The organism is Dactylosporangium sp. NPDC049140, assembly GCF_040648435.1.
Map to the genome: position 1 here is coordinate 23,475 of NZ_JBEZDS010000068.1, position 23,477 is coordinate 46,951.

Annotated in this window: 23 protein-coding genes and 5 pseudogenes; 17 read left to right on the top strand and 11 right to left on the bottom strand. The window is 70.2% G+C overall.

The window, feature by feature from the left end:
* Window positions 1-53 precede the first annotated feature (53 nt).
* From AB0B76_RS53245 to AB0B76_RS53280, 8 genes are all read left to right on the top strand, one after another.
* Window positions 54-1,181, top strand: a complete 1,128-nt coding sequence (locus AB0B76_RS53245) for an Ig-like domain-containing protein (protein WP_360392270.1) — start codon at window positions 54-56, stop codon at window positions 1,179-1,181.
* A 13-nt stretch (window positions 1,182-1,194) separates the two neighbouring features.
* Window positions 1,195-1,656, top strand: a complete 462-nt coding sequence (locus tag AB0B76_RS53250) for a cupin domain-containing protein (protein ID WP_360392273.1) — start codon at window positions 1,195-1,197, stop codon at window positions 1,654-1,656.
* Window positions 1,657-1,676: 20 nt separating this feature from the next.
* The gene (locus tag AB0B76_RS53255) at window positions 1,677-2,480 is read left to right on the top strand and encodes a hypothetical protein (protein WP_360392275.1); all 804 of its coding nucleotides are present in this window, start codon (window positions 1,677-1,679) and stop codon (window positions 2,478-2,480) included.
* Between the two features lie 409 nt (window positions 2,481-2,889).
* Window positions 2,890-3,810, top strand: coding sequence for a TauD/TfdA family dioxygenase (locus tag AB0B76_RS53260; protein ID WP_360392278.1), 921 nt, complete (start codon window positions 2,890-2,892; stop codon window positions 3,808-3,810).
* Window positions 3,810-4,859, top strand: coding sequence for an ABC transporter substrate-binding protein (locus AB0B76_RS53265; RefSeq protein ID WP_360392281.1), 1,050 nt, complete (start codon window positions 3,810-3,812; stop codon window positions 4,857-4,859). The genes AB0B76_RS53260 and AB0B76_RS53265 overlap by 1 nt, the downstream gene beginning before the upstream one ends.
* Before the next feature lie 7 nt (window positions 4,860-4,866).
* Window positions 4,867-5,673 (top strand): ABC transporter ATP-binding protein, encoded by an 807-nt coding sequence (locus AB0B76_RS53270; RefSeq protein WP_360392284.1) that lies wholly within the window; start codon window positions 4,867-4,869, stop codon window positions 5,671-5,673.
* Window positions 5,666-6,508 carry an ABC transporter permease gene (locus AB0B76_RS53275; RefSeq protein WP_360392287.1) on the top strand — a complete coding sequence of 281 codons (843 nt, stop codon included), beginning with the start codon at window positions 5,666-5,668 and terminating at the stop codon, window positions 6,506-6,508. Before AB0B76_RS53270 ends, AB0B76_RS53275 begins: the two co-directional genes overlap by 8 nt.
* Window positions 6,505-7,854 carry an LLM class flavin-dependent oxidoreductase gene (locus AB0B76_RS53280; RefSeq protein WP_360392289.1) on the top strand — a complete coding sequence of 450 codons (1,350 nt, stop codon included), beginning with the start codon at window positions 6,505-6,507 and terminating at the stop codon, window positions 7,852-7,854. Before AB0B76_RS53275 ends, AB0B76_RS53280 begins: the two co-directional genes overlap by 4 nt.
* On the opposite strand, the gene AB0B76_RS53285 is transcribed toward AB0B76_RS53280, so the two are convergent.
* Window positions 7,809-9,014 (bottom strand): ROK family protein, encoded by a 1,206-nt coding sequence (locus AB0B76_RS53285; RefSeq protein WP_360392291.1) that lies wholly within the window; start codon window positions 9,012-9,014, stop codon window positions 7,809-7,811. The genes AB0B76_RS53280 and AB0B76_RS53285 overlap by 46 nt on opposite strands.
* A gap of 95 nt (window positions 9,015-9,109) precedes the next feature.
* Between AB0B76_RS53285 and AB0B76_RS53290 the strand changes: the two genes are divergently transcribed.
* Window positions 9,110-9,382 carry a metalloregulator ArsR/SmtB family transcription factor gene (locus AB0B76_RS53290; RefSeq protein WP_360392294.1) on the top strand — a complete coding sequence of 91 codons (273 nt, stop codon included), beginning with the start codon at window positions 9,110-9,112 and terminating at the stop codon, window positions 9,380-9,382.
* The gene (locus AB0B76_RS53295; RefSeq protein WP_360392297.1) at window positions 9,379-9,738 is read left to right on the top strand and encodes a VOC family protein; all 360 of its coding nucleotides are present in this window, start codon (window positions 9,379-9,381) and stop codon (window positions 9,736-9,738) included. The genes AB0B76_RS53290 and AB0B76_RS53295 overlap by 4 nt, the downstream gene beginning before the upstream one ends.
* Here AB0B76_RS53295 and AB0B76_RS53300 read toward each other — a convergent pair.
* A pseudogene (locus tag AB0B76_RS53300) lies at window positions 9,739-10,104 on the bottom strand (DNA-3-methyladenine glycosylase); the annotation flags it as partial.
* Window positions 10,105-10,167: 63 nt separating this feature from the next.
* Between AB0B76_RS53300 and AB0B76_RS53305 the strand changes: the two are divergent.
* Window positions 10,168-11,250, top strand: coding sequence for a recombinase family protein (locus AB0B76_RS53305; RefSeq protein ID WP_360392299.1), 1,083 nt, complete (start codon window positions 10,168-10,170; stop codon window positions 11,248-11,250).
* Between the two features lie 458 nt (window positions 11,251-11,708).
* Window positions 11,709-12,104, top strand: a complete 396-nt coding sequence (locus AB0B76_RS53310; protein ID WP_360392302.1) for a hypothetical protein — start codon at window positions 11,709-11,711, stop codon at window positions 12,102-12,104.
* A 526-nt stretch (window positions 12,105-12,630) separates the two neighbouring features.
* Here the strand turns inward: AB0B76_RS53310 and AB0B76_RS53315 are convergent.
* Complete coding sequence (locus AB0B76_RS53315) at window positions 12,631-13,248, bottom strand: DNA-3-methyladenine glycosylase (protein ID WP_360392304.1); 618 nt, start codon at window positions 13,246-13,248, stop codon at window positions 12,631-12,633.
* A 1,021-nt stretch (window positions 13,249-14,269) separates the two neighbouring features.
* Here AB0B76_RS53315 and AB0B76_RS53320 point away from each other — a divergent pair.
* Window positions 14,270-14,518, top strand: a pseudogene (locus tag AB0B76_RS53320) (heavy metal translocating P-type ATPase); the annotation flags it as partial.
* Window positions 14,519-14,720: 202 nt separating this feature from the next.
* Here the strand turns inward: AB0B76_RS53320 and AB0B76_RS53325 are convergent.
* From AB0B76_RS53325 to AB0B76_RS53350, 6 genes and pseudogenes are all read right to left on the bottom strand, one after another.
* Window positions 14,721-15,908: a cytochrome P450 gene (locus tag AB0B76_RS53325; RefSeq protein WP_360392330.1), complete on the bottom strand. Its 1,188-nt coding sequence runs from the start codon at window positions 15,906-15,908 to the stop codon at window positions 14,721-14,723.
* Window positions 15,909-15,992: 84 nt separating this feature from the next.
* Window positions 15,993-16,388, bottom strand: a pseudogene (locus AB0B76_RS53330) (DUF2218 domain-containing protein); the annotation flags it as partial.
* Entirely contained in the window at window positions 16,342-16,911 is a 570-nt protein-coding gene (locus AB0B76_RS53335; protein ID WP_360392306.1) for a class I SAM-dependent methyltransferase, read from the bottom strand. The pseudogene AB0B76_RS53330 and the gene AB0B76_RS53335, both read right to left, overlap by 47 nt.
* A 20-nt stretch (window positions 16,912-16,931) precedes the next feature.
* A complete protein-coding gene (locus AB0B76_RS53340; protein WP_360392309.1) occupies window positions 16,932-17,771 on the bottom strand; it encodes an ABC transporter permease in 840 nt (279 codons plus the stop codon).
* A 12-nt stretch (window positions 17,772-17,783) separates the two neighbouring features.
* A complete protein-coding gene (locus AB0B76_RS53345) occupies window positions 17,784-18,719 on the bottom strand; it encodes an ATP-binding cassette domain-containing protein (RefSeq protein WP_360392312.1) in 936 nt (311 codons plus the stop codon).
* Complete coding sequence (locus tag AB0B76_RS53350) at window positions 18,719-18,886, bottom strand: hypothetical protein (RefSeq protein WP_360392315.1); 168 nt, start codon at window positions 18,884-18,886, stop codon at window positions 18,719-18,721. Before AB0B76_RS53350 ends, AB0B76_RS53345 begins: the two co-directional genes overlap by 1 nt.
* 127 nt (window positions 18,887-19,013) lie before the next feature.
* Between AB0B76_RS53350 and AB0B76_RS53355 the strand changes: the two genes are divergently transcribed.
* Both AB0B76_RS53355 and AB0B76_RS53360 read left to right on the top strand, forming a co-directional pair.
* Window positions 19,014-19,589 carry a TetR/AcrR family transcriptional regulator gene (locus AB0B76_RS53355; protein WP_360392318.1) on the top strand — a complete coding sequence of 192 codons (576 nt, stop codon included), beginning with the start codon at window positions 19,014-19,016 and terminating at the stop codon, window positions 19,587-19,589.
* Between the two features lie 139 nt (window positions 19,590-19,728).
* A pseudogene (locus AB0B76_RS53360) lies at window positions 19,729-20,127 on the top strand (DUF305 domain-containing protein); the annotation flags it as partial.
* A gap of 6 nt (window positions 20,128-20,133) precedes the next feature.
* On the opposite strand, the gene AB0B76_RS53365 reads toward AB0B76_RS53360, so the two are convergent.
* Window positions 20,134-21,027: a cation diffusion facilitator family transporter gene (locus AB0B76_RS53365; RefSeq protein ID WP_360392322.1), complete on the bottom strand. Its 894-nt coding sequence runs from the start codon at window positions 21,025-21,027 to the stop codon at window positions 20,134-20,136.
* A gap of 96 nt (window positions 21,028-21,123) precedes the next feature.
* On the opposite strand from AB0B76_RS53365, the gene AB0B76_RS53370 reads away from it, so the two are divergent.
* Both AB0B76_RS53370 and AB0B76_RS53375 read left to right on the top strand, forming a co-directional pair.
* Window positions 21,124-21,621: a metalloregulator ArsR/SmtB family transcription factor gene (locus tag AB0B76_RS53370; RefSeq protein ID WP_360392324.1), complete on the top strand. Its 498-nt coding sequence runs from the start codon at window positions 21,124-21,126 to the stop codon at window positions 21,619-21,621.
* A 701-nt stretch (window positions 21,622-22,322) separates the two neighbouring features.
* The gene (locus AB0B76_RS53375) at window positions 22,323-22,988 is read left to right on the top strand and encodes a DUF305 domain-containing protein (protein WP_360392327.1); all 666 of its coding nucleotides are present in this window, start codon (window positions 22,323-22,325) and stop codon (window positions 22,986-22,988) included.
* Between the two features lie 117 nt (window positions 22,989-23,105).
* On the opposite strand, the pseudogene AB0B76_RS53380 reads toward AB0B76_RS53375, so the two are convergent.
* Window positions 23,106-23,477 (bottom strand): annotated as a pseudogene (locus AB0B76_RS53380) (hypothetical protein); the annotation flags it as partial.

A 23,477-nucleotide genomic window follows, 5' to 3' on the forward strand; every position in this document is an offset into this window, starting at 1 on the left:
AAATCACACCGAACCTCCGGCGGGCTCGCCCGGGCGGATCGCAGTATGCCCGCATGCACACACGAACCACCGTCGCGGCCCTGGTCCTCGTGGCCACCGGGCTGACGGCCTGCCACGGGGATCCGCCCAAGCGGGCCGCGAAGTATGTGCCGCCGCTGAAACCCGCCGCCCTGAGCATCACGCCGGCGGCGGGCGATGCGGCGGTACCCGTCAGTGCCGAGATCGGCACCAGCGTCACCGACGGCCGGATCACTGCAGTCGAGCTCGCCGACGCCGCGGGCCGGCCGGTCCCGGGGGCGGCCCGGGCCGACGGGTCGTCGTGGGTTCCGGCGGCGGCGCTGCAGTACGACACCTCCTACACCGCGAAGGTGACCGCCGTCGGCGAAGGCGACAAGACGGTCACCCGCGAGACGACCTTCCACACCGCCGCGAAACCGGCGGGCGCGGTCGTCACCTCCGACCTGATGCTCACCAACGGCGGCACCTACGGCGTCGGCATGCCGATCGTGGTGGAGTTCGGCACCGACGTGCCGGAGCAGTCCCGCGCGGCCGTCGAGCGCCGCCTGTTCGTCACGAGCGACCCGCCGCAGCCCGGCGTCTGGCACTGGTTCGGCGGCCGGCAGGTGATGTTCCGGCCCGAGCACTACTGGCAGCCCGGCACGAAGATCACCGCGCGCAAGGCCCTCAACGGGGTGCCCATCGGCAACGGGCACGCCGACGAGGACTTCACCGCGAGCATCACGATCGGCCGCAAGCTCACCATCGACATCGACAACAGCACCAAGACGATGCAGGTGTACCGCGACGACGCCGTCGTGCGCACGGTGCCGGTGAGCCTCGGCAAGGCGTCGACGCCGACGTCGAGCGGCACGACGGTCATCATGTCCCGCGAGCCGTCGGCGGTGTTCCGCACGCCGGAGTACACCGCCACGGTCCAGTACGCGATGCGCCTCACCTGGGGCGGCCAGTACATCCACGCCGCCCCCTGGTCCGTCGGCGACCAGGGCCGGCGCAACGTCTCGCACGGCTGCACCAACGTGTCCACCGACAACGCCCGGTGGCTCTACGAGCAGGTCCTCGTCGGCGACCCGGTCACCACCCGCAACACCGAGGTCAAGCTCGACCCGGGCGACGGCTGGACCGCCTGGGACCTGTCGTGGGCCGACTACACCAAAGCCTGAGAGGAGCCCGATCATGGAGGTCATCCGCGCCCCCAGCACGAGCCGCCCGGCGCCGCAGCAGCGGTACTCCGGCGTCGCCTGGATCGGCCGTGACGTCACCGCGCTGGAGCCGTCGCGCCTGGCGACGTTCCACGCCCAGTTCAACCCGGGCGCGCGCACGGCGTGGCACCGCTGCCCGTTCGGCCGCGTCCTGCACGTGCTGCACGGCATCGGCCGCGTACAGCGCCGCGGCGGCCCGGTGCACGAGGTGCGAGCCGGCGACACGATCGTGGTGGCCGCGGGCGAGTGGCACTGGCACGGCGCCGCGCCCAGCACGTTCGTGGCGATGGTCTCGACCCAGGAACGGGACCCGGACGGCCCGGGCACCGAGTGGGGCGAGCAGGTGACGGACGGCGAGTACGCGCGCCCGCCGCAGGCCACGGCGATCCGCCTGCCGGACGAGGACCGCGTGGCGTCGCGCGAGCCCGGCTGGTGAGCTGAGCCGCCTCACCCGGAATGACTGCCGAAAGGCCCGGATCCGCCGCGGATCCGGGCCTTTCGACGGCGTTCCCGACCCTGGTCGACGCCCTGCGCGAGTGCGTGGCCGCGGCCCGCTCGACGAGCGAGGACCCGTTCGCCGACGCGCCGGCGATGTGCGCCTCGGCGCGGACGGCAACCCGTGTGCCCCCCCAAAAAAAAGATCGTTACGCACCGATTCCTGGGACCGGCGAGCAACCACCGCGCCGGACGATAGGCACCTGGCTCGGCGAACTGACCGCGGTCAAGGTTGTCGCCTTGATCGTCAGTGCCGTCGGTTTCATTGCCAGTATCGAGCAGCTCTTCGGCCAGATCTCCGCCTACCTCGGCATCGTGATCACCGTAGGGGCGGTTATCGTGATCGTGCTGGGTGTTGTCCTCTACGTCAAGGAATGGAATCAGGAACTTCGCTGGCCCGCGACGTTCGCAGTGTTCGTGATCGTGCTCGGAGCAATGATTCTCGCCTCCGCCCTGACCGTTCAGGCGCCAGGAATCCGGAATCGGGACCAGAACGCCGGCGGCCGCGGCAGCGGACCCTTGTTCATCGAGAACAACAACTCGCTCGATCTTGACCCGGGCAACGAGTCCAGCCAGCCGGACATCACCCTCAGCGGGTACGAACAGGCGTTCACGGTGCCCCGAAACAGCCAGGCCCACATAGCCACGGTGCCGCAGGGAAAGCTGTCCGCCTGTGACAGCGCCACCTGGAATGACGCCACGCCCGGTGTTCGCAACGGCTCCTACTCTGTGTCCGCACCGATCGAAAGCGGATCTTCCTGCTGAAGGTCGTCTCACTCACCTCGACCGCCACACTGACCGTCGAGGCGAGCCGGCCGCCCCGGTAGCGCCGGCGGCGAGGGTATCGCGGCGGAAGCCCTGACCAGGGCCCTCGAACTCCTATCGGGCTGATGGACTTAATTCAGCTCCGCCGAATGTTGACAGGCCGGTCGCCGGACGGCGACGATCGATGCATGACCGGACCCGGGCGACTCTTCTCGCCCCGACACATCGCCTTCACGAGGCGGCGCGTCATCGACAACATGTTGTCGGTGTCCATGCAGTGTCGCTGATCGACGCTGCCTCTTCCCCGCGGTGATTTCCGGTCTCACCGCGCCATTCCCGTAATCGTGCGGCCCCGGGTCGCAACGATGCCGTTCGCATGCCCGAAACGCATTTGCGAGGAGAAATCGCGATGACAACCAGCCTCACCGCACTCGACGTCCGCAAGGTCACCGCCCGCATCGGGGCCGAGGTCCGCGGCGTGAACATCGGCGCGGAGCTCGACGCCGAGACCGTGGACGCGATCCGTGCCGCACTCAACGAGCACAAGGCGCTCGTGTTCAAGGACGTCGATCTCGACGACGCCGGCCAGGAGCGCTTCGCGCGCTACTTCGGCGAGCTCACCACCGCCCACCCGACGGTGCCGGCCGAGCCGGGCGCGCCGAACGTGCTGCCGGTCGACAGCGAGCGGGGGCGGGCCAACCACTGGCACACCGACGTGACCTTCGTGGTCAGCCCTCCGCAGGTCAGCACCCTGCGCAGCATCGTGCTGCCGCCCTACGGCGGCGAGACGCTGATCGCCAACGCGGCCGCGGCCTACCGGGACCTCCCGGCGCCGCTGCGCGCGTTCGCCGAGACGCTGTGGGCGGTGCACACCAACGACTACGACTACGCCGTACCGCCGGAGTCGCTCGACGAGGGCGCGCAGGAGCGCCGGGCGCAGTTCACCTCCATCGGCTACGAAACGGTGCACCCGGTCGTGCGCGTGCACCCGCTCACCGGCGAGCGGGGGCTGTTCATCGGCGGATTCGCGAGCCGGATCGCCGGGCTTTCCAGCACCGAGTCGCGCGACATTCTGCGGCTGCTGCAGGCGTACGTCACGCGGCCCGAGAACGTGCTGCGGTGGCGGTGGTCGCCGAACGAGCTCGTCATCTTCGACAATCGCATCACCCAGCACTACGCGATCGACAACTACGACGACCGGCCGCGCCGCCTGAACCGCGTCACGGTCGCCGGGGAGATCCCGGTCGGCGTGGACGGCAAGGCGAGCTACTCCATTTCCGGCGACGCGTCCCACTACACGCCGGCCGTTTCCGTCGCGGTCGCCGCGTGATGGCCCGGGTTCGAACCGGGGCCGGGGCGCTGGCGGTCCTCGCCGTCGCGGCGGTGGCGCTGTCGGCGTGCGGCTCGGCCGAGGCCAGTGACAGCGCGCCCGACGCCTCGGGCGTCACCACCCTGCGGTACCAGGGCTGGGCCAACCAGGTCACGCTGCCGGAGGTGGCCGAGCACCTCGGCTACTTCGACGGCAAGGTCAAGCTCAAGTGGGTCGGCAACACCATCAGCGGGCCCCAGGACATCCAGTCCGCGGCCACCGGCGAGGCCGACTTCGGGGGCGCCTTCGGCGGCGCCGTGGAGAAGCTCGTCAGCTCCGGCGCCGGGATCAAGGCGGTCATCAACTACTACGGCAGCGACAACAAGGAGTTCACCGGGTACTACGTGCTGGACGGCAGCCCGCTCAGGACCGCCCGGGACCTGATCGGCAAGAAGGTCGGCGTGAACACGCTCGGCGGGCAGAACGAGGCGGACATCTTCAACGTGCTGCACAAGGCCGGGCTGTCCGCGGCCGACGCCAAGAAGGTCGAGCTGGTGACGCTCCCGCCGCCCAACGCCGAGGACGCGCTGCGCAAGGGCCAGATCGACGCCGTCGCGCTCTCCGGGCAGTTCCGGCAGCGGGCCGAGGCGGCCGGCGGGCTGCGGGCGCTGTTCACACAGGTGGACCTCTACGGGCCGTTCAACGGCGGGCAGTACGTGTTCCGCAACGACTTCATCAAGAAGAACCCCGCCGCGGTACGCGCCTTCGTCGACGGCGTCGGCAAGGCGATCGAGTGGGAGCGGACCACACCGCGCGACGAGGTCATCGCCACGTTCACGAAGATCGTCGAGGGGCGGGCCCGGACCAACGAGACGACGACGACGCTGAAGTACTGGCAGAGCGTCGGCGTGCCGTCCAACCACGGCTACATCGTCGACGGCGACTTCACGCTGTGGCAGGACTGGCTGCTCACCACGGGGTCGGTGAAGCAGGTCCCGAAGTCCTCGGACCTGTACACCAACGAGTTCAACCCGAACGCGACCTCGCCCGCACTACCGGCGAAGGGGTGATCGCACGATGGCCGGCAACACCGAGATCAGGATCAGGAACATCACCAAGACGTTCCCCGCCCGCAACTCCGCCGCGCTGACGGCCCTGGACAACATCAGCCTCGAAATCGCCGCCGGGGAGTTCCTCGCGCTGGTCGGCCCGAGCGGGTGCGGCAAGTCCACGCTGCTGGACCTGATCGCCGGGCTGACCAGCCCGACCTCCGGCGAGCTGACCATCGGCGGGCGGACCGTCACCGGCCCCGGCCTGGACCGCGGCGTGGTCTTCCAGCAGTACGCCCTGTTCCCGTGGCGGACCGCGCAGGCCAACGTCGAGTTCGGCCTCGAGGTCAAGGGGACGCCGCGCCGGCGCCGCGCCGAGCGGGCCCGGGAGATGCTGGCGCTCGTCGGGCTGACGGCCTTCGCGGACCGGTACCCGCACGAGCTCTCCGGCGGCATGCGCCAGCGGGTGGCCATCGCCCGCAGCCTGGCCTACGAGCCCGAGGTGCTGCTGATGGACGAGCCCTACGCGGCGCTGGACGCCCAGACGCGGGAGGCGCTGCAGGAGGACCTGCTGTCGATCTGGCGGCGTACGGGTACCACCGTGCTGTTCATCACCCACAGCATCGAAGAGGCGGTGTATCTGGGTCAGCGGGTCGCGGTGATGACCGCGCGGCCGGGCCGGATCAAGCGCGTCGTGGACATCGAGCTGGGGGCGACCGGCGGGGACGTCCGCTCGGCGCCGGAGTTCGTCCGCTACCGGCACGAGATCTGGGAGCTGCTGCACGACGAGGTGCGGCGCGCCTTCGAACTGCAGGAGGTGGGGGCCGGTGTCTGAGACCACGATCGCGGTCATCGAGAAGCCGGCGGCTTCCGCGCCCGCCCTCCCGGCGCCGCGGCGGGGGACGGCGGGGCGGGCGGCGCGCCTGCTCGGCACCGGCGTGCGCCGGGTCGTCGCCATCGCCGCCTTCCTCGCGCTGTGGCAGCTCGCGCCGACGGTCGGCTGGGTCGACCCGGCGTTCCTGTCGCCGCTGAGCGAGGTGCTGCACACCTGGTGGGGGCTCGCGGTCGACGGCGACCTGTGGACGAACATCTGGGCCAGCCTGCACCGCTCGCTGAGCGGCTTCGCGATCGCCATCTCGGTCGCGGTGCCGCTGGGGCTGCTCGTCGCCTGGTACCGCGCGGTGGCCGGGGTCCTCTCGCCGCTGCTGGCCGTCTTCCTCAACACGGCGGCGGTGGCCCTGCTGCCCGTCTTCACCCTGATCCTCGGCATCGGCGACACCTCGAAGATCGCGATCATCGCGTACGCCTGCTTCTGGCCGGTGCTGTACAACACGATCAGCGGGGCCCGCGACGTCGACCCGCTGCTGATCAAGTCGGCCCGCTCGCTCGGGCTGCCGCACCTGAAGCTCTTCGCCAAGGTGATCGTCCCGGCGGCGCTGCCGACGATCTTCACCGGCATCCGGCTCGCCGGCGCGGCCTCCATGCTCGTGCTGATCACCACCGAGTACGTGGGGGCCAAGGCCGGCCTCGGCTACATGATCATCTCCGCGCAGTTCAACTTCCAGATCCCCGAGATGTACGCCGGCATCCTCACCGTGTCGATCATCGGCGTTGCATTCAACTACCTGCTGCTGTTCATCGAGTCGAAGGTCCTGAGGTGGCGAGCATGACCGCGCGGCAACTGCATCTGAACGCGTTCCTGATGAGCTCGGGCCACCACGAGGCGGCGTGGCGGCTGCCCGAGAGCGACCCGTACGCCGACGTCGACGTGCGGCACTGGATCCGCCTGGCCCAGATCGCCGAGCGGGGCAAGCTCGACTCGCTGTTCCTGGCCGACGGCCCCGCGCTGTGGCAGGGCATCGAGTTCCGCCCGGCCGGCCAGCTCGAGCCCACGATCCTGCTGACGATCCTCGCGGCCGCGACGAGCCGGATCGGGCTGATCGCGACCGCCTCGACGACGTACAACGAGCCCTACAACCTGGCCCGCCGCTTCGCCTCCCTCGACCACGTCAGCGGCGGCCGGGCGGGCTGGAACATCGTCACCACCGCCGGACAGGCGGCCGCGCGCAACTTCGGCCTCGACGACCGGCCGGACCACCTCGACCGGTACCGCCGGGCGACCGAGTTCGTGGAGGTCTCCCGCAAGCTGTGGGACTCCTGGGACGACGACGCCCGGCTCGCCGACAAGGCCCGCGGCCGCTACATCGACCCGGCCAAGGTGCACCCCGTCGGCCACCGCGGCGAGTACTACAGCGTCGCGGGCGCGCTGAACGTGCCGCGCCCGCCGCAGGGCCACCCGCTGCTCGTGCAGGCCGGCTCCTCGCACGACGGCAAGGACTTCGCCGCGCGCTACGCCGACGCCGTCTTCACCGCGCAGCAGACGATCGCCGACGCCCAGCACTTCTACGCGGACCTCAAGGCGCGGGCGGCCGCCCTGGGCCGCGACCCGGCCGCGGTCAAGATCCTGCCGGGCATCGTGCCGATCCTCGGCTCGACCGAGGCCGAGGCGCAGCGCAAGGCCCAGGAGCTCGAGGACCTGATCGTGCCCGAGTTCGGGCTCGGGCAGCTCTCCGAGACCCTCGAGGTGCCCGTCGACCGGCTGGCCCTGGACGAGCAGCTGCCGGACGACATCCCGGACAGCGCCTCGATCGAGGGCGCGCAGAGCCGGTCGAGCCTGATCGTGAACCTGGCGCGGCGCGAGCGGCTGACCGTCCGCCAGCTCATCGGGCGGCTGGGCGGCGGCCGGGGTCACTGGACCTTCATCGGTACCCCGGAACAGACCGCCGACGTACTGCAGGAGTGGTTCGACAACGGCGCGGCCGACGGCTTCAACGTCATGGGCGCGGCCCTGCCGTCGGGGCTGGAGGACTTCGTCGACCAGGTCGTGCCGATCCTGCGCGAGCGCGGCCTCTTCCGCACCGAGTACGAGGGCGCGACGCTGCGCGAGCACTACGGGCTGGCCCGGCCCGGTCAGGACGCTGCCGCGAACGCCAGCACGGTGAACGGATCGGTGTAGAGGGCGTCGAGCATGACCGCGCCGCCGGCCATGGCCAGCGGCGCGGTCATGAAGCTCGACATCAGCACGCTGCGCTCGGGGTCGGTGACCGTCGCGCTGTGCCGGGCGAGCTCCGTACGCAGGGTCGCCAGGCAGTCGGGCAGCCGGGCGAGGCCGGGGTCGACAAGCAGTACCAACTCCGGGTTGAGCAGGTCCGCGATCGGCGCGATGGCCCGTCCGACCACCTCGGCCCGCCGGCGGAAGAGCTCGCGGGCGTCCGGGTCGCCCGCGGCCGCGACGTCGACCAGCTCGAAGATCGACGGCTCGGCGACCAGGCCGGCCCGGTAGGCCGCCTCCACCAGGCGGCGCTCCGACACCGTCGCCTGCAGGCAGCCGGTGCGGCCGCACGAGCACGGCTCGGCGCTGCCGGCGACGGGCAGGTGAGCGATGCTGCCGGCCTGGAAGCGGGGCCCGTGCTGGATCTGCCCGCCGAGCGCGAAGGCGGCGTCGACCACGTTGCCGACGAAGACGGCGAGGACGCTCTCCCGCGAGCGGGGGTGGCCGAACAGCTGCTCGGCGCGCACCAGCGCCCGCGAGTGCGAGTCGACAAGCGCGGGCACCCCGAACCGGCGGGCGAAGATGGCGCCGGCCGGGACCTGGCGCCAGCCGAGCATCGGGTGCTCGACGATGGTGCCGTGGTCGCGGTCGACCCAGCCGCCGGTCGCGATCCCGATGCCCAGCAGCCGGTCGCCGCACGGGTGCTCGTACAGCAGCCGCGCGAGCGTGTCGGCGCTGCGCTCGATGATGCGGTCCGAGCCGGCGTCGCCGTGCGGGATCCGGCGCTCGGCCAGCACGCGCCCGCGGATGTCGAGCAGCGCGACGGTGGCGTGCGGGATGGCGTAGTGGATGCCGGCGACGATGCCCACCGAGGTGTCCAGGTCGACCGGGAGGAACGGCCGCCCCATCCCGTTCGCGGCCGTGGCCTCGGGCAGCTCGGTGAGCAGGCCGAGCGACAGCAGTTCGGCGGTGTGCCCGGTCACCGACGCCGGCGACAGGCCGGTGAGCCGTGCCATCGTGCTGCGCGGCAGCGGGCCGTGCTCCAGGACGACGCGCAGGAGCGATCCGACGCTCACCGCACGGCGCCGCTGCGGTCGTGACGAGGCTCGCGACAGTACCAACATGGAGCATATCCTACTTGCCGGGTAGGGTAAGTAGGTTAAATCCCGGCCACCGGGATTGCGTAAGCTCGACCTTACGCGTAACGTCTGCCTTACCGATGAACCTGGACCAAGTCTTCGTCGCCCTGTCCGACCCGTCCCGCCGCGCACTGCTACAGCGGCTCGCCTACGGCCCGGCGACCACCGGCCAGCTGGCCGAACTGCTGCCGGTCAGCCGCCCGGCGGTCTCCCAGCACCTCAAGGTCCTGCAGGACGCGGGCCTGATCGAGACCGAGCAGCGCGGCCGCCACCGCTGGCACCGGGTCGTCGCCGCCCCGCTGACCGCCGTCGCCACCTGGGCGACCGACCTGACCTCACGGAGTTCGTCATGACCCAGCCGGTGAGTTACGTGGAGATCAACAGCCCGGACCTGGACGCGACGCGCCGCTTCGTCGCGTCGGTCTTCGGCTGGGAGCCGGCCCCGTTCTCGGCCCCTGACTACCTCGTCGCCCCGCACGGCGACGCCCCCGGCGTGGACACCGGGCTGCTCCCGTCCCGCGACGGGCAGCCGCGCACCGTCCCGGTCATCCGCGTGGACGGCCTGGAGGCCGCGACGGCGCTGGTCCGCGAGCACGGCGGCCGGGTCGTGGTCGAGCCCTTCACCCTGCCGGGCGTGGGCAGCGGCTGCTACGTCACCGACCCGGCGGGCGTGCTGATCGGCCTGCACGCCTACGACCCGGCCGCCTAGTCAGCGCAGCTTCGGGACGTGGCGGCGGTACTCGCTCACCGTCGGGTCCCCCGCGATCCAGAAGCGCCACGGCACGTCGTGGGCGCCCGTCACGCCGACGCGGGGGCCGGTTGTGATCTCGCCCGCCGGGCCGTCCGGTGCGGTCAGGTGGCCGTCCAGCAGGTAGGTGCCGTAGAACTCGCGGCCGATCGCCAATGCGCTGCACAGCCGGGCCGGGCCGCGCGCCAGATCGCGGTCGGTGCGGGCGGCCGGGCGGCGCTCGCGGGCCACCGCCAGCCCGTCCACGACCTCGCCCGCGCGCAGCAGGACGGCCGACGCGATGCCCTCGGTGCCGGTCACGACGTTCATGCAGCAGTACATATGCGAATGTATGGTTCAGCCATGGACGCTGAACTGGTCAAACGGGCTCACTGAGGCGACTTCTCAGGCATGAACTTCGCAGGTCTCGTCCGCCTCTCGTTCGAGCTTCCAGACAGCAGGGTGCCGGCTGGGGGCGGCTCGGCCGCGCCCCTCACCGGACGCGACATCCGGGGCCGCGATGAGCAGGCCAAGGATTGCCGAAGCTACGTGGGGCACCGTCACGGCAGCTACATCTACACCTATGAGGAGCCGGACACGAGCGCGTTCAAGCGGAAGGCGGTGCGGCTGCCGGATGGGCGGCGGGTGTATCGGGTTGTCCGGCCGGTGTTCGAAGGTGCGTTGGAGGATCTCAAGCGGGGTAAAGCCCCGAATGGTGAGCGGCTCGACGGTCTCGTCGTCTACGACATCGATCGGCTGACACGGGATAACCGGCATCTGGAGGATGCGATCGAGGTCGTCGAGCACTTCCGGCGCCCGATCGTGGACATCACGGGCACGCTTGATTTGCTGACGGACAACGGCCGCACTGTCGCGCGGATCGTGGTGGCGGCGAACAACAAGCAGTCGGCCGACACGGCCCGACGGGTGGCACGTAAGCATCGGGCTCTGCAGCAGGCGGGTATCCCGGCCGGAGGTTGGCGTCCTTTTGGTTGGAAGGCGGGCAAACGGGAGCTCGAGCCGGCCGAGGCGGAGGCGATCCGGGCCGCGGCGCGGCGGGTCATCGGGGGTGCGCCGTTGAATGCTGTGGTTGCGGAGTGGAATCGGCTCGGGCGCCGTTTACCTATGGATGTCCGCCGTCGTCGCAGGGCGGTTGTGGCGGCGTCAATGTTCATGGTCCGAGGACGGATGCCGCGGTGTCGGAGTTGGTGCTGCGGAAGTACGAGCTGGAGGCTGCACGGCGAGATGCTACGGCCGAGCCTGTGTCGTGGCCTGATGAGGATGCGTTGGCTGGGGTGCGGGTGCAGATCGCGGAGTCGACTGCTGCGTGGCGCGGGCGGTTGCTGTCGGGTGCTCGGTATTTCGCGTTGTTGGCTGAGTTGGAGCTGGAGGAGCAGCGTTTGTTGGGTGAGCGGCGGCGGTGGCTGGCTCGGGAGCATGGTGCGGCTGCGCGTCCGGTTGATATTCGGGCTCGGTGGGGGTCGGCGGAGATGACGCGGGTGGAGCAGCGCGCGTTCGTTGACGATCAGCTGGTCGCAGTGCTGGTGCGTCCGAGGGCGCCTGGGCGGGGCAAGTGGAATCCGGATCGTTTGGAGCCGTTGTGGCGTGCGTGATATGGCCATCGGCTTCTGATTGGTTTGGCTGGCGGCTGGCTCTCGAGTGGGTGGTGTACGGATGACGAGGCATGTGGATTGCCGGCTGGGCCGTGGGGGCGCGTATGTCGATCAGGTGTTGTGTCCGGGCGGCGCTGGTCATGCGGTGCGTTCCGTTGCGGTGCTGTACGGATCAGGTGTCAACGACGGTTGAAAGCTGAGCAGGTTGCGACGGGGCGACTACAGCCCAGTTTTCACGCGGCGCCGACATCAGGCGTCACGCCTGTTGCATTCTCGATGCGGTGGAGGGTTGGCGGGACCCGCGGACTGTTGTGGGGTCGTGGTGGTGGTTCGTCGTGGTTGGCTGACGCGCTCGCGCCGCCGGCTGTGTTGGCGTCGTGGCGGCGTCCGATGCTGGCGGCGGTTGCGTCGGGGGTGGTCGGCATCCTGCTGGCGTTCGGGATGCTCGATGACATGTCGGAGCAGTCGGTTGCTGCGGAGATGCTGTGCTCGGCTGGTGCAGGTTTTGTCCTCGTTCTCAACGGTGTTGTGGCGGTGCTGCGCTGGCGCAGGGTGCAACGTGTCGGCGATGTCTACGCACTGGCGTTGGACGCGTGGCATCGTGCGGTGTTCTGCCTGCAGTGTGGTCATTCGTGGATACCGGGCGTCGCCGGGGTTGTTCCTGCGGATCGTCGGCTTGGGGTGGTGCTTGTGCAGCGTGCCGCAGCTGTCTTTGGGGCTGAGCCGTCACGTTGACGTACCGTTCACGGTCCGGTGCCGCGCTTTTGCGAGGTGATCGCCGGTTGTGGCTGAGCCGGGAGCGTCGTCGGTCGCGGGGTGCCGGTCTGGTCCGCCATGTCATGGCGTAACCGGCTCACGTTGGCCAACTGCCGAGGTGGTTGTCGTTATGTCAGCGTCGGTGGATGCTGGCCTCGTCGACAGATTCCTTGGAGCCAGGCGGTGATCTTCCTCGGTCGGCCTGCGGCGTGGATGGCGAGGCCGATGGGGCGATCATGGCGTGGGCCGAGTTGCATGCGCGGCGTGCGCCGGCTTGGACGGAGGAACGTTGGCGGCGCGCGTGCGAGGTGCTCCGGGTGCGGGTCACGCCCAGAGCCAGCGGGAGTAGTGGATGCGAGCCGTTGACGCCCGTTGACGAGGTCCGGCCCGAATAGGTTTGGTGGGTGGGGATGCGCGGCACGCGTCCTGGTGTGCGGCCGCCCGATCTTCGAGCTGTGTATGTAGGTACGGTCAGCGCTGAGATGTTGTACAGCTGGGGGCACTCTTAGCGGCTCGGCTGCCGTCTGCGTCGTGGGGTGTGGCGGCGATATGTGCTGACGGTGGGGTCGCCGGCGATCCAGAATCGCCATGGCACGTCATGGGCGCTGGCGACGCCAACACGGGGGCCCGATTCGATGGCCTCGGCAGGTACCGGGTCGGCCGGTGGCGTCAGCGTCAGCGGGCCCTTCCCGTCAATCATCGAGGTTCCGTTTGCTTCACGGCCGACTCCGAGTGCGGTGACCAGCAGTGCGGGCCCCCGCGCCAGTTCTTGCGTAGGCACGTTGCCGCGTCGGTCTCGCGCGATGTCGATGCCGTCGACGATCTCGCCGGCGCGCAGGAGCACGGCGGCCGCCTCTCCTTCATGGCCGCAGACGATGTTCAGGCACCAGTGAACTCCGAATACGAAGTAGGTGTACGCATAGCCGGGGGGCCCGAACATCACCCGGGTCCGTGGGGTTGGACCCCGGTGGGCATGTGACGCTGGGTCCACACCGGTTCCGGCATATGCCTCGACTTCAGTCAGCCGGATCGTGACGCCATGCGCGGACAGACGCCAGCCGAGCAGCGACCTGGCGGTGTTCGGGATGTCGGCCGCCGACGCGTTGAGCCACGGAAACGTCACCGGATCAGGAAACGCCAAAAGTCGCAATCCCGCCACTGAATGCTCCGGGTTGCGGATCGGGACCGCAGCGCTGGAGTGGATGCGGTCGGGCGCCGTTCGGCGAACCGGGCACGGGGCGGGCGTGAGCCGTTACCCGGCTCGCCGGTTCATCCAGTGGCTGAATGACAGCGATATCGTGGCGGTGTGAACGAGAACCGAGGGGAAACGAGCGAGGCCACCCGGCGGTTGCTTGCCGCCCTCGCGGCTCACGCCGCACGCTTCGAGCACGACATGGCTGAGGAGCGTCGCAGACACTACCGCAAGCGCGTGTAAACGCGCCGGAGGACGAGCCACACCCGGACGATCTCGTCGAAGACGAGAATCAAATGATCATTCTGTTAGGACTTGTAAACCTCAGCGCCGGACAACGTCGCAGCGTCACACTGCACGCCCAGCGCACAGAACAGGCCAGCGTTTGCATCGGCCGATCGGCAGGTGATCGACACAGGATCCTCATGTGAGGCTGGCAGTTGCGTGCCGGGCGTCGGACCGCTGGACCAGCTGCGGGGCATGGTTCTTCGATGCTGGTCATCGTGTTGGATCGCGCCTGTCCTGCCAGACGTCACTCGGTTCGCCATGTGGTCGTGGGAGATGCGAGGAACAGAGGTGTCACTCGTCCTCGGTGAGGTGCCTGCATAGCTCGGCGTACAACGATCGCGACAGAGGGTACGTTCTGCCCTTCGTGAGGGTTGCAGGCTTCGTCCGACGCCGTCCGACGCGGCGCCGAAGCCTGGAACCGCTGCGGGAAGCTCTGGCACGACGGCAGTGGGTAGCGCTCCTGCCGTCGCGCCAGGCGTTGGCTGCAGCACCTGATCGCCCGGTTAGCCTGTCCGGCCGATGTGACGGGCCGGTACGGTCGGTGCCGCGCCTGCTCGAGGTCGCAACACCTCGGGCTCCACCACGGCGGGGAGGCGTTGTTGCGCCAAGCCTGATCCAACGGCTCATCGTCGAGCGCGGACGGCGGCCGACGTCAGGGACGGGATCGGACCCCCGCGGCGTCACCGGCGTGATCCGGCTGTCGCGTGCCTCCTACCGCAAGATGACCCAGAACCTGGCGTGGGCCGCCGGATACAACGTCATCGAAATTCCCATCGCCGCCAGCGTGCTCGCCTGTGCCGGTATCACGCTCAGCCCGGCCATCGGCGCGGTCCTGATGTCCGCGCCGACCATCATGGTGGCCCTCAACGCCCAGCTACTGCGCCGGGTCCGGCTGACCCCCGACCCGGCGTGACGGCAGGCCCGCGGTGGTCCGAGCGACCGCCGCGGGTCCGCCGGTGGGCGGCGCCAGCGGCTCCTGTTGCCAGGATGTCCTGGCACGCCTGCAGCAGCGTGCGGCTGATGTTGGCCTCGTACCCGGTGTGCCGTGACAGCACCGTCGCCCTGGTCGCGCATCAGACAGGCGTCGGCACAGGCAGCGGGGGTCCGTGGCCGGTTCAGCGGCGATCGCCGGGTGCAGTGATGCTGAGGGGCAGTGCTTGGAATCCGCGCAGGACGAGCCGGTCACGGCGGAGAGGAGGGCGGCCTGGTGGGGCCGACAACTGCGGGAATCGGGTCAGCAGCTTGGAGAAGGCAACGCTTGCTTCGAGCCGGGCGAGGTTGTTGCCGATGCAGATGTGTGGGCCGGCGCCGAAGCTGAGCGGCCGGATGTCGGTACGGGTGTGATCGAAGCGGGCGGGGTCGCGGTAGCGGGCGGGGTCGCGGTTGGCGGCGCCGATGAGCAGGATCGCGTTGCGGCCCTTGGGGATCGGGATGCCTTCGACGGTCAGCCCGTCGGTGCGGGCCTGGCGGGTGGCGACCTGGACGGGGGCGTCGTAACGCAGGACCTCCTCGATGAATCCGGCGACCGGGATCTGTCCGACGCGCAGCTCGCCGGCCAGGTCGGGGCGGTCCAGCAGGATGGTGAGGCCGTTGCCGAGCAGGTCGGTGGTGGTCTCGAAGCCGGCGACGAGCAGCAGGATGAGGTTGGCCAGCAGTTCCTGGTCGGATAGCCGGCCGTCTTCGGCGTCGCGGGCCGCGACCAGGGCGCTGACCAGGTCGTCACCGGGCGCCGTGCGGCGTTCGCTGATCAGGTGGGTGAAGTATCCGGCCAGCTCGCGGGCGGCGGCGTCGGCGGACGCGGACGTGCCGCCGGAGAGTTCCAGCGCCTCGGTCAGGTCGGCGGCCAGCGGCCGGAACCGGCGGCGGTCGCCGGGGGGCACGCCGAGCAGCTCGCCGATCACGGTGACCGGCAGCGGGAAGGCAACGAGGTCCATGAAGTCGACCGGCCCATCGGCGGCGGCCTCACCGAGCCGGTCGAGCACGTCGTCGACGGCCGCCTCGATCGGCGGCTGCAGGTCGGCGACCCGGCGTGGCGTGAACACCTTGGAGATCAGTGAGCGCATACGGCCGTGGTCGGGCGGGTTGGCGCGCAGGATGGACTGCTGCATCAGCTGCAACGCGTCGTTGCCGGCGTCGGGTGCGACCGGTTCGGGCACTCCGAACCCCGGTTCTCGCAATACCTGGTTGACCGCTGCGTAGCCGCAGACCAGCAACGAGCCGTCGGGGAGGACGGACACAGGTCCCAGCTCGTGCGCCGCGGCGTAGAGCGGGAAGGGATCGGCGCGCCCGGCCGGGGTCATCATCTGCTGGACGAGCGCCGCGGCGTCGCGCTCGCCCTGGCCAGACTGGACGGGGCCCGGCTGGGCGGGGCCCGGCTCCCAGGTGAGGCTCAGTTGTTCGCGGTGGCCGATGGTTTGCAGGCGTGCGGTGATGGCGTCGCGTATGAGTCGCAGGTCCTGTTCGTCGTCGGCTTCGGCGAACAGGACGAGTTCGTCTGCGGAGGCGTGCAGGGTGCAGCGTGCGCGGTCGAACTCGATGAGCCCGCTGGTGTCGGCACACTCCGTGCGGCGTGGCCTCAGCATCGCGGAGCTCTCGCGGTGCCGGTGGCCGTGGTTGTGCTCAGGATCGGGGTCGAGGTCGCTGATTTGGGTGAGGTGCGTGCACAGCTGGGTGAGGTAGCGGCTTGCGCGATCGGTACGGATGCGGGCTTCCGCGGAAGGCATGAGGGGTTTGCTCCTAGCGCCTGGTGCAGGCGGCCAGCCAGGCGGCGACGCCGCCGGCATGCACGGTCGAAGAACTGGTGGTGGCCTGGACACGGTCCACGGTCCATCCGTCGGTGAAGCAGGATTCCAGTTCGCCTCGGGACATGGTGTGGGGCGGGATCGGTTTTGTGGTGTGCTGGTCGCTGTAGCAGAGCACGAACAGCCGACCTCCCGGTCGCAGGACGGCGCGCAGGCCGTCGAGATAGCGGGACCGGTCCGTGGGGGTCAACGCGTGCAGGAGCAGGCAGTCCAGCGCCGTGTCGAACACCTCACCCAACTCCGCCAGCGCGAGCGCGTCGTGCTGGATAAACCGTGCGGTCAGGCCGCGGTCGCGTGCCTTGCGCTCGGCGGACGCGAGGGAGTCGGCGGCGCGGTCGATCCCGGTGGCGTCCAGTCCCGCGGCGGCGGCCATGAGGGTGTGCTCCCCGGTGCCGCAGCCGATGTCCAGGACCCGGCCGCGTAGCGCGCCGCTGTCGGCTAGCGCGAGTAGTGCCGGCTGCGGGGTGCCGGTCTCCCACGGCGGGCACCCGCCGTGGCGGCTCACCGATCCTTGCACCGGGCCGGTCACGCGTCCCGCCGGTTGATCATGAGGAACCCGGCCAGCAGGGCCGCGGCCGCGTACAGGCTGAACACGCCGAAGCCGGTCCACGGGGCGAGGCTGGCCGCCTCGCGATGGGCGGCGACGAAGATCTGGCTTCCCGACTGCATCGGGATGTAGGGCCCCACGGTGGTCTTCCACGACCCGGGCAGCAGGTCCAGCAGCAGCGGCGGGACGAACAGCACGCCGAGCAGGGTCGCGATCGCCGCGGCCGAGGAGCGCAGCAGGGCGCCGAGCCCGAATCCGAGCAGCCCGTACACGGTGAGGTACAGGCCGCCGCCCAGCATGGCCCGGGTGACGCCGGGGTCGCTGAGCGCGGTCCCTGTCAGGGTGTGGGCGGGTAGCGCCGCCAGGAACGCGAGGTAGGCGGCGACCGTGGAAACGGTCGAGGTGACCAGCGCCGTCCCGGCGAAAGCCAGGCCCTTGGCGGCCAGGACGGTCCGGCGCCGCGGCAGGGCGGCGAAGGTCGTGCGGATCATCCCGCTGCCGTATTCACCCGTGATGGCCAAGGCGCCGAGCACCCCGAAGGCGACCTGCGACAGGTGCAGCCCCGCCAACGCGAGCTGGACGACGTCCACATGGGCCAGGTCGGCGGGCTTCAGCCGCGGGGCCAGCAGGGCGGCGGCGAGTACGGCGAAGCCGATGTTGCCGGCGAAGGCGACCAGCAACGCCCAGTACGTCGACTGGATGCTCGCCAGTTTGGCCAGCTCCGCGCGCAGCACGTTGGTGAAGTCCCCGCCGCGGCGCCCGGTGGCCCGCGACGCCGGCGATGCTGTGGTAGCCGGCGATGTTGTGGTAGGGGTCATGACGGAGGCCCTTCAGCGCGCGGCCGGCGTCGGCACCGGCATCGGTTGGGTGGCGTGGTAGTCGGTGGTGTCGCGGGTCAGCTCCATGTAGCGCTGCTCCAGCGACATCTGCTGCGGCGACAGCTCCAGCAGGCCGAGCCCGCGGACCCGGGCCGCCTCGCCGATCTCGTCGGCCGTCGCACCGATGACCCGCAACGCACCGTCCGCATCGCGGCCGACGGTCGCGCCCCGCTCGGCGAGCAGCGCGGCCAGGGCATCGGCCTCGGTGCAGCGGACCCGGATGTAGTTCTCGCCCCCGGCGGCCAGAAACTCGGCGACGCCGGTCTCGGCGATCAGCCGGCCACGGCCGATGATGACCAGCCGATCGGCCGTCACCGCCATCTCGCTCATCAGATGGCTGGACAGGAACACGGTGCGGCCCTGCCCGGCCAGCGACTTCAGCAGGCTGCGGATCCACGCCACGCCGTCGGGGTCGAGCCCGTTCACCGGCTCGTCGAACATCAGCACCGGCGGATCACCCAGCAGCGCCGCGGCGATGCCGAGCCGCTGCGCCATGCCGAGGGAGAACCTGCCGACCTGCTTGCGGGCGGCCGAGGCCAGCCCGACCTGGCCCAGCACCGCCTCGACGCGGGAGCGCGGGATGCCGTTGCTGAGCGCCAGCCACCGCAGATGCTGGTACGCCGAGCGCCCGGGGGCTACCGCCTTGGCGTCCAGCAGCGCCCCGACCTCGTACAGCGGGCGGCGGTACCCGGCGTACGGCCGGCCGTTCACCGTGACCGTCCCCGTGTCCGGCGCGTCGAGTCCCAGGATCATCCGCATCGTCGTGGACTTGCCCGACCCGTTCGGCCCGAGGAACCCCGTCACCGACCCGGCCGGCACCGTGAACGACAGCCGATCGACCGCCGCCACGTTGCCGTACCGCTTGACCAGCCCGACCGCCTCGATCATCAGTGACTCTCCCCGCCGAGCACACCGGTCAGATGCAGTACCGCAGCGAGCACCATCAGTGCGACCACGGCGACGGCGACGAGCACCTTGCGGCGCCGGGACGTCCCGCCGATCTCGGCGTCCGGCACCGCGGGGCCAGTGTCCTGATGGGAGGGCAACTCGGGCATGGCGAAACTCCTTCGATCCGCTCGGCGCCCCGATCCGGTCGGGTCGAGGCGGGATTCAGTTTTTCAATACATATTGTCGCTGTCAAGTCATGTGTATCGTAGCTGGTCGTCGCGTACGATGGGCGACATGCCGAAGATCTGGAGCCAGACGATCGAGGCGCACCGCGACGCCGTGCGGGAGGCCACCATCAATGCCACCGCGGCACTGGTCGCCGAACACGGGCTGACCGGCGTGACCATGTCGCAGATCGCCAAGGAGACCGGTATCGGCCGCGCGACGCTCTACAAGTACTTTCCCGACGTCGAGTCGATCCTGCGCGCCTGGCACGACCGCCAGATCGACCAGCACCTGCAGGAACTGCTCCGGGTCCGCGACCGGACCGCTGGCGCCGCCGAACGCCTGGAGTCGGTGCTGACCGCCTACACGATGGCGATCTCACACCGGCGCGCGCACAACACCGAGACCGCGGACATGCTCCACCACGGCGAGCACATCGCCGCCGCTCACAAGCACCTGCGTGAGTTCGTCCAGGACCTCATCACCGACGCCGCCGCGGCCGGCGCCATACGCCAAGACGTCCCAGCCGGCGAGCTCACGCTCTACTGCCTGCATGCCCTGGCCGCGGCCACCAGCCTGCACGACCCGGCGGCGATCCACCGGCTCGTCCGGACCACCCTCACCGGCCTGCGGACACACGGGTAGCACCCCAGCGGCGCGCCGGTGGGGTCGGTGACGGGCGTGCAGCCACCGCAGGTCTCGGCGGCGTGCCGTATGACGGTGATGTGGCCACCGAGAACCCAAAACCAGCGGTAACGAGTGGACGCCCACACAGGCCCAGACCGGCGTCATGCGCCCCTGGTTCGTGCAGTGGCATCTAGGCTCGACCGGGCCCGGCTCGGCCACGGCTTGGATGAAAAACCCGCGACCGTCAAGGGGCGCGACACCGGATTCGCACCCCAGCGGCGTGGTGGTGACCGTCAACGCCGAAGGGCTCATGCCCGGCATGGCTAGCGGCGCCGAGCTCGACCGGCTCCGCCACGCCACGAGCCTGCAGCTGGACCTGCTGTACTACGAGCTGATGACCTGCCACCACCTGGGCGGCATCGCAATGATCGGGGAGTGCTGGCCCGCACCGACCGGCGGGAGGTCCGCGAGGTGGCCGAGCCGATGCGCGCCGGCCACCGCTTGGACATCGCCGCGTTCGCCGACGTACCCAAACGCATCGAGCTGGGGCGGCTGACCCGGTTCAGCGATGGTGGGCGACCGGGTCGTGGATGTTCGCGGAGTCCGGGTCGGTGTGGATCGTCGCCGCGGTCAGCCGGGGCACGGCGTGCAGTAGCCGGTGCTCGGCCTCGACCGCGATCGCGTGCGCGTCGACAACTGTGAGGGTGTCGGCAACCAGGATGTCGGTCTCGGCGTGCAACTGATGACCGACCCAGCGCATCCGCAGCCCCGCGACGCCGAGCACGCCGGGCGTGCCGCGCAACGCGTCCTCGGCCGTGCCGACGAGGCGTGGGTCGACGGCGTCCATCAGCCTGCGGTACACCTCCCGGGCCGCGTCCTTGAGCACGAACAGAATCGCGACGGTGATGAGCAGGCCGACGACTGGGTCCGCCCACCGCCAGCCGACCGCCACGCCGCCGGCGCCGATGAGCACGGCGAGGGAGGTGAACCCGTCGGTGCGGGCGTGCAGGCCGTCGGCGACCAGCGCGGCGGAGCCGATGCGCCGGCCGACGGAGATGCGGTACTGGGCGACGACCTCGTTGCCGACGAAGCCGACCAGGCCGGCTGCCGCGACCCAGCCCAGATGGCTGACGTCGGCGGGGTGGATCAGCCGGTCGACGGCCGCGTAGGCGGCCAGCACCGCGGACGCGGCGATAGTCGCCACGATGAAGATCCCGGCGAGGTCCTCGGCGCGGCCGAAGCCGTAGGTGTACCGCCGGGTCGCCGCCCGCCTGCCAAGCAGGAACGCTACCCCGAGCGGCAGCGCTGTCAGCGCGTCGGCGAAGTTGTGCAACGTGTCGCCCAGCAGCGCCACCGAACCCGACACCAGGACGATGACCACCTGCAGCGTCGCGGTCGCGCCGAGCACAACAAGCGAAATCCACAACGCGCGCATGCCCTCGCGGGACGACTCCATCGCCGAGTCGACCTTGTCCGCCGCGTCGTGCGAGTGCGGCGTCAGCAGATGCCCGAGGCGATGGCGGAACGCCGCCCAGCCGGCCGTCGACCCGCCATGGCCACTACCATCATCGCCGTGATCATGGTCATGGCCATGATCACCGCGGTCGTCGAGCGGGGCATCGTGGTGGTGGTCCATTGGCCTCTCCCGGCGGTGGCGGTTCACAGCGTCGCGATGGCAAGATATGTGCTCATGTACGCACGCGACAACGCTGCAACTGCCGACGTTGGGCAACAACCACCCTCGGGCGAGCAGATCGACGCGGCGGTCACCGCGCTACGGATGCTCGCCGACCCGACTCGGCTGCGGCTGCTGTGGGAGTTGCGCGAGGGTGAGCACGACGTCACCACTCTCACCGCCGCCGCCGTCGGCGCCGCCCGCCCAGCCGTGTCCCAGCACCTGGGCAAGCTGCTGCTGGCCGGGCTGGTCAACACCCGCCGCGACGGCCGGAGAGTGCTGTACCGGGTGCGCGGCGGCCACGTGCGGCGACTCGTGCTCGAGGCGCTGTATGCGGCCGACCACCACCTCACCGGAGCACCGGAACACGACTGAGCGGAACTTGCGGCGCGGCCGGGAGCCGTCATGAGCAACCCCGACCCACCGAACCCTGCCCGCTGCCAGCGTCGCCCTTCCGGGCCGCCAAGGCGCACCTCTAGCTCGAAGGTCACGCCGTCCGTACGCACGAACACGTCGCGGCGGTTCAAACGCCACCACGCGGTTCCACCTATGCCGCAGGTCTCGCTGTGCACCCGAGCAGGATAATCGAACGCAGGTTCGAATGGATGTGGGGTCCCGGGCGGTTCCCCTGCCGACGCTGCCCGACAACCGCAATGCGCTCACGTCGACTTGCCGGTGCGCCGCCGCCACGCGAAGGCGGCGAACGATCCACCGCGGCTGGGAGCCACGGCGGGCCGTTCGTCGGGCCGTGTTCGAGCGTTCGATCTGACGGCGGGTGGTTGCCTGGCTGCGCGGGCAGCGCTGCTGGCGCTCGCGACACCGGTGCTTGTCAGGCGGTCGGTCTGGGTGAGTGCCTGGCCGGTGATGTTGCGCTCGGCATATCGCCACCCGGTTTGGGAAGCATGCGGGCCGGATGCCCGGGAGTGCGGTACAGCGCCGTACCGGCCGTGGACCGGGTTGCAGCTCGTAGGTCGCGCCGTCTGAGCGATGACGCCCGCGTTCGGCGTGACCGCATCACAGGGACGGCCGCTGGGGCAGCGCAGTTCACCACACCGAGACGAAGGAGTCTGCGCCCCATGAAGTACCACACCCTGGGTCGCGCGGTGCTATTCGGCGCCGCCCTCACCGCGACCGTCACACTCACCGCCTGCAGTGACACCGCCAGCAGCGGCGGCACTCCTACGGCACCGAGCAACGGCAGCGTCAACCCCACGTTCACCAACGTCGACGCAATGTTCGTCCGGATGATGATCCCGCACCACGAGCAGGCCGTGGAGATGGCCACCCTCGCCCAGATGAAGGCGACCGATCCGGACGTCAAACAACTCGCCGCCAAGATCAGTACTGAGCAGAAGGCGGAGATCGCGACGATGAAGGGCTGGCTGGCCGCTTGGGGCCAGCCGACCACGATGCCGAGCTGTCCCGGCATGCATTGCATGCCGAGCGACATGATGCCGAATGGCACGATGCCGGGCGGCATGATGCCCAGTGGGATGCCGACGACGTCGGGCATGATGTCCAGTGCAGACATGGCAAAGCTGAAGGCGGCGACCGGCGCCGAGTTCGACAAGCTGTTTCTCCAGATGATGATCACTCACCACGAGGGAGCGATCATGATGGCCCAGGCCGAGCTGGCCCACGGCACTAACCCAAACGCCAAGGCACTCGCCGCCAGCATCGTGAAGACGCAGCAGGCCGAGATCGCTGCGATGCAGCAGATGGCCGGCCGTCCGCATTCATGAACAGTTGAGGCCCGTCGGACAGGAATCCTGCCGGTACCCCGGCGCCTTGGGCATGGCGGCCCGCGGTCGGCATCGCGATCACCCGGGCCGGGCGTTCGCCATTTTGTGCTGCAGAGCTCATGGTCGGCGGGCGGAGGCGACGAACAGGGGGATGGCGAGGAACATCTGTCCGGTCCGGGCGCGATCCCGCTGCTCGGCGGTCCACGCTTCGGCCTGCTCGCTGGTGATGGCGCCGGTGGCCTGTGCGGCCTGGCTGAGCCCGAGCAGGATCGGCAGCATGGCGGGGTCGGTGAGCACCGCCGTGTGCACCTCGATAGCGGGGCCGTGGAATCCGGCGGCCTGCAGCAGGTTGCGATAGCGTCGCGCGGCCCACGGGCTGGGGATGGCATCCGCGGGCGCCGTTGCGTCGCGGGATCGGCGGACGCGTTGAACCCGGCCGGGTCCCGCGGTCAGATCGCTTGGGCAAGTCCGGTGAACGCAGCGGCAACC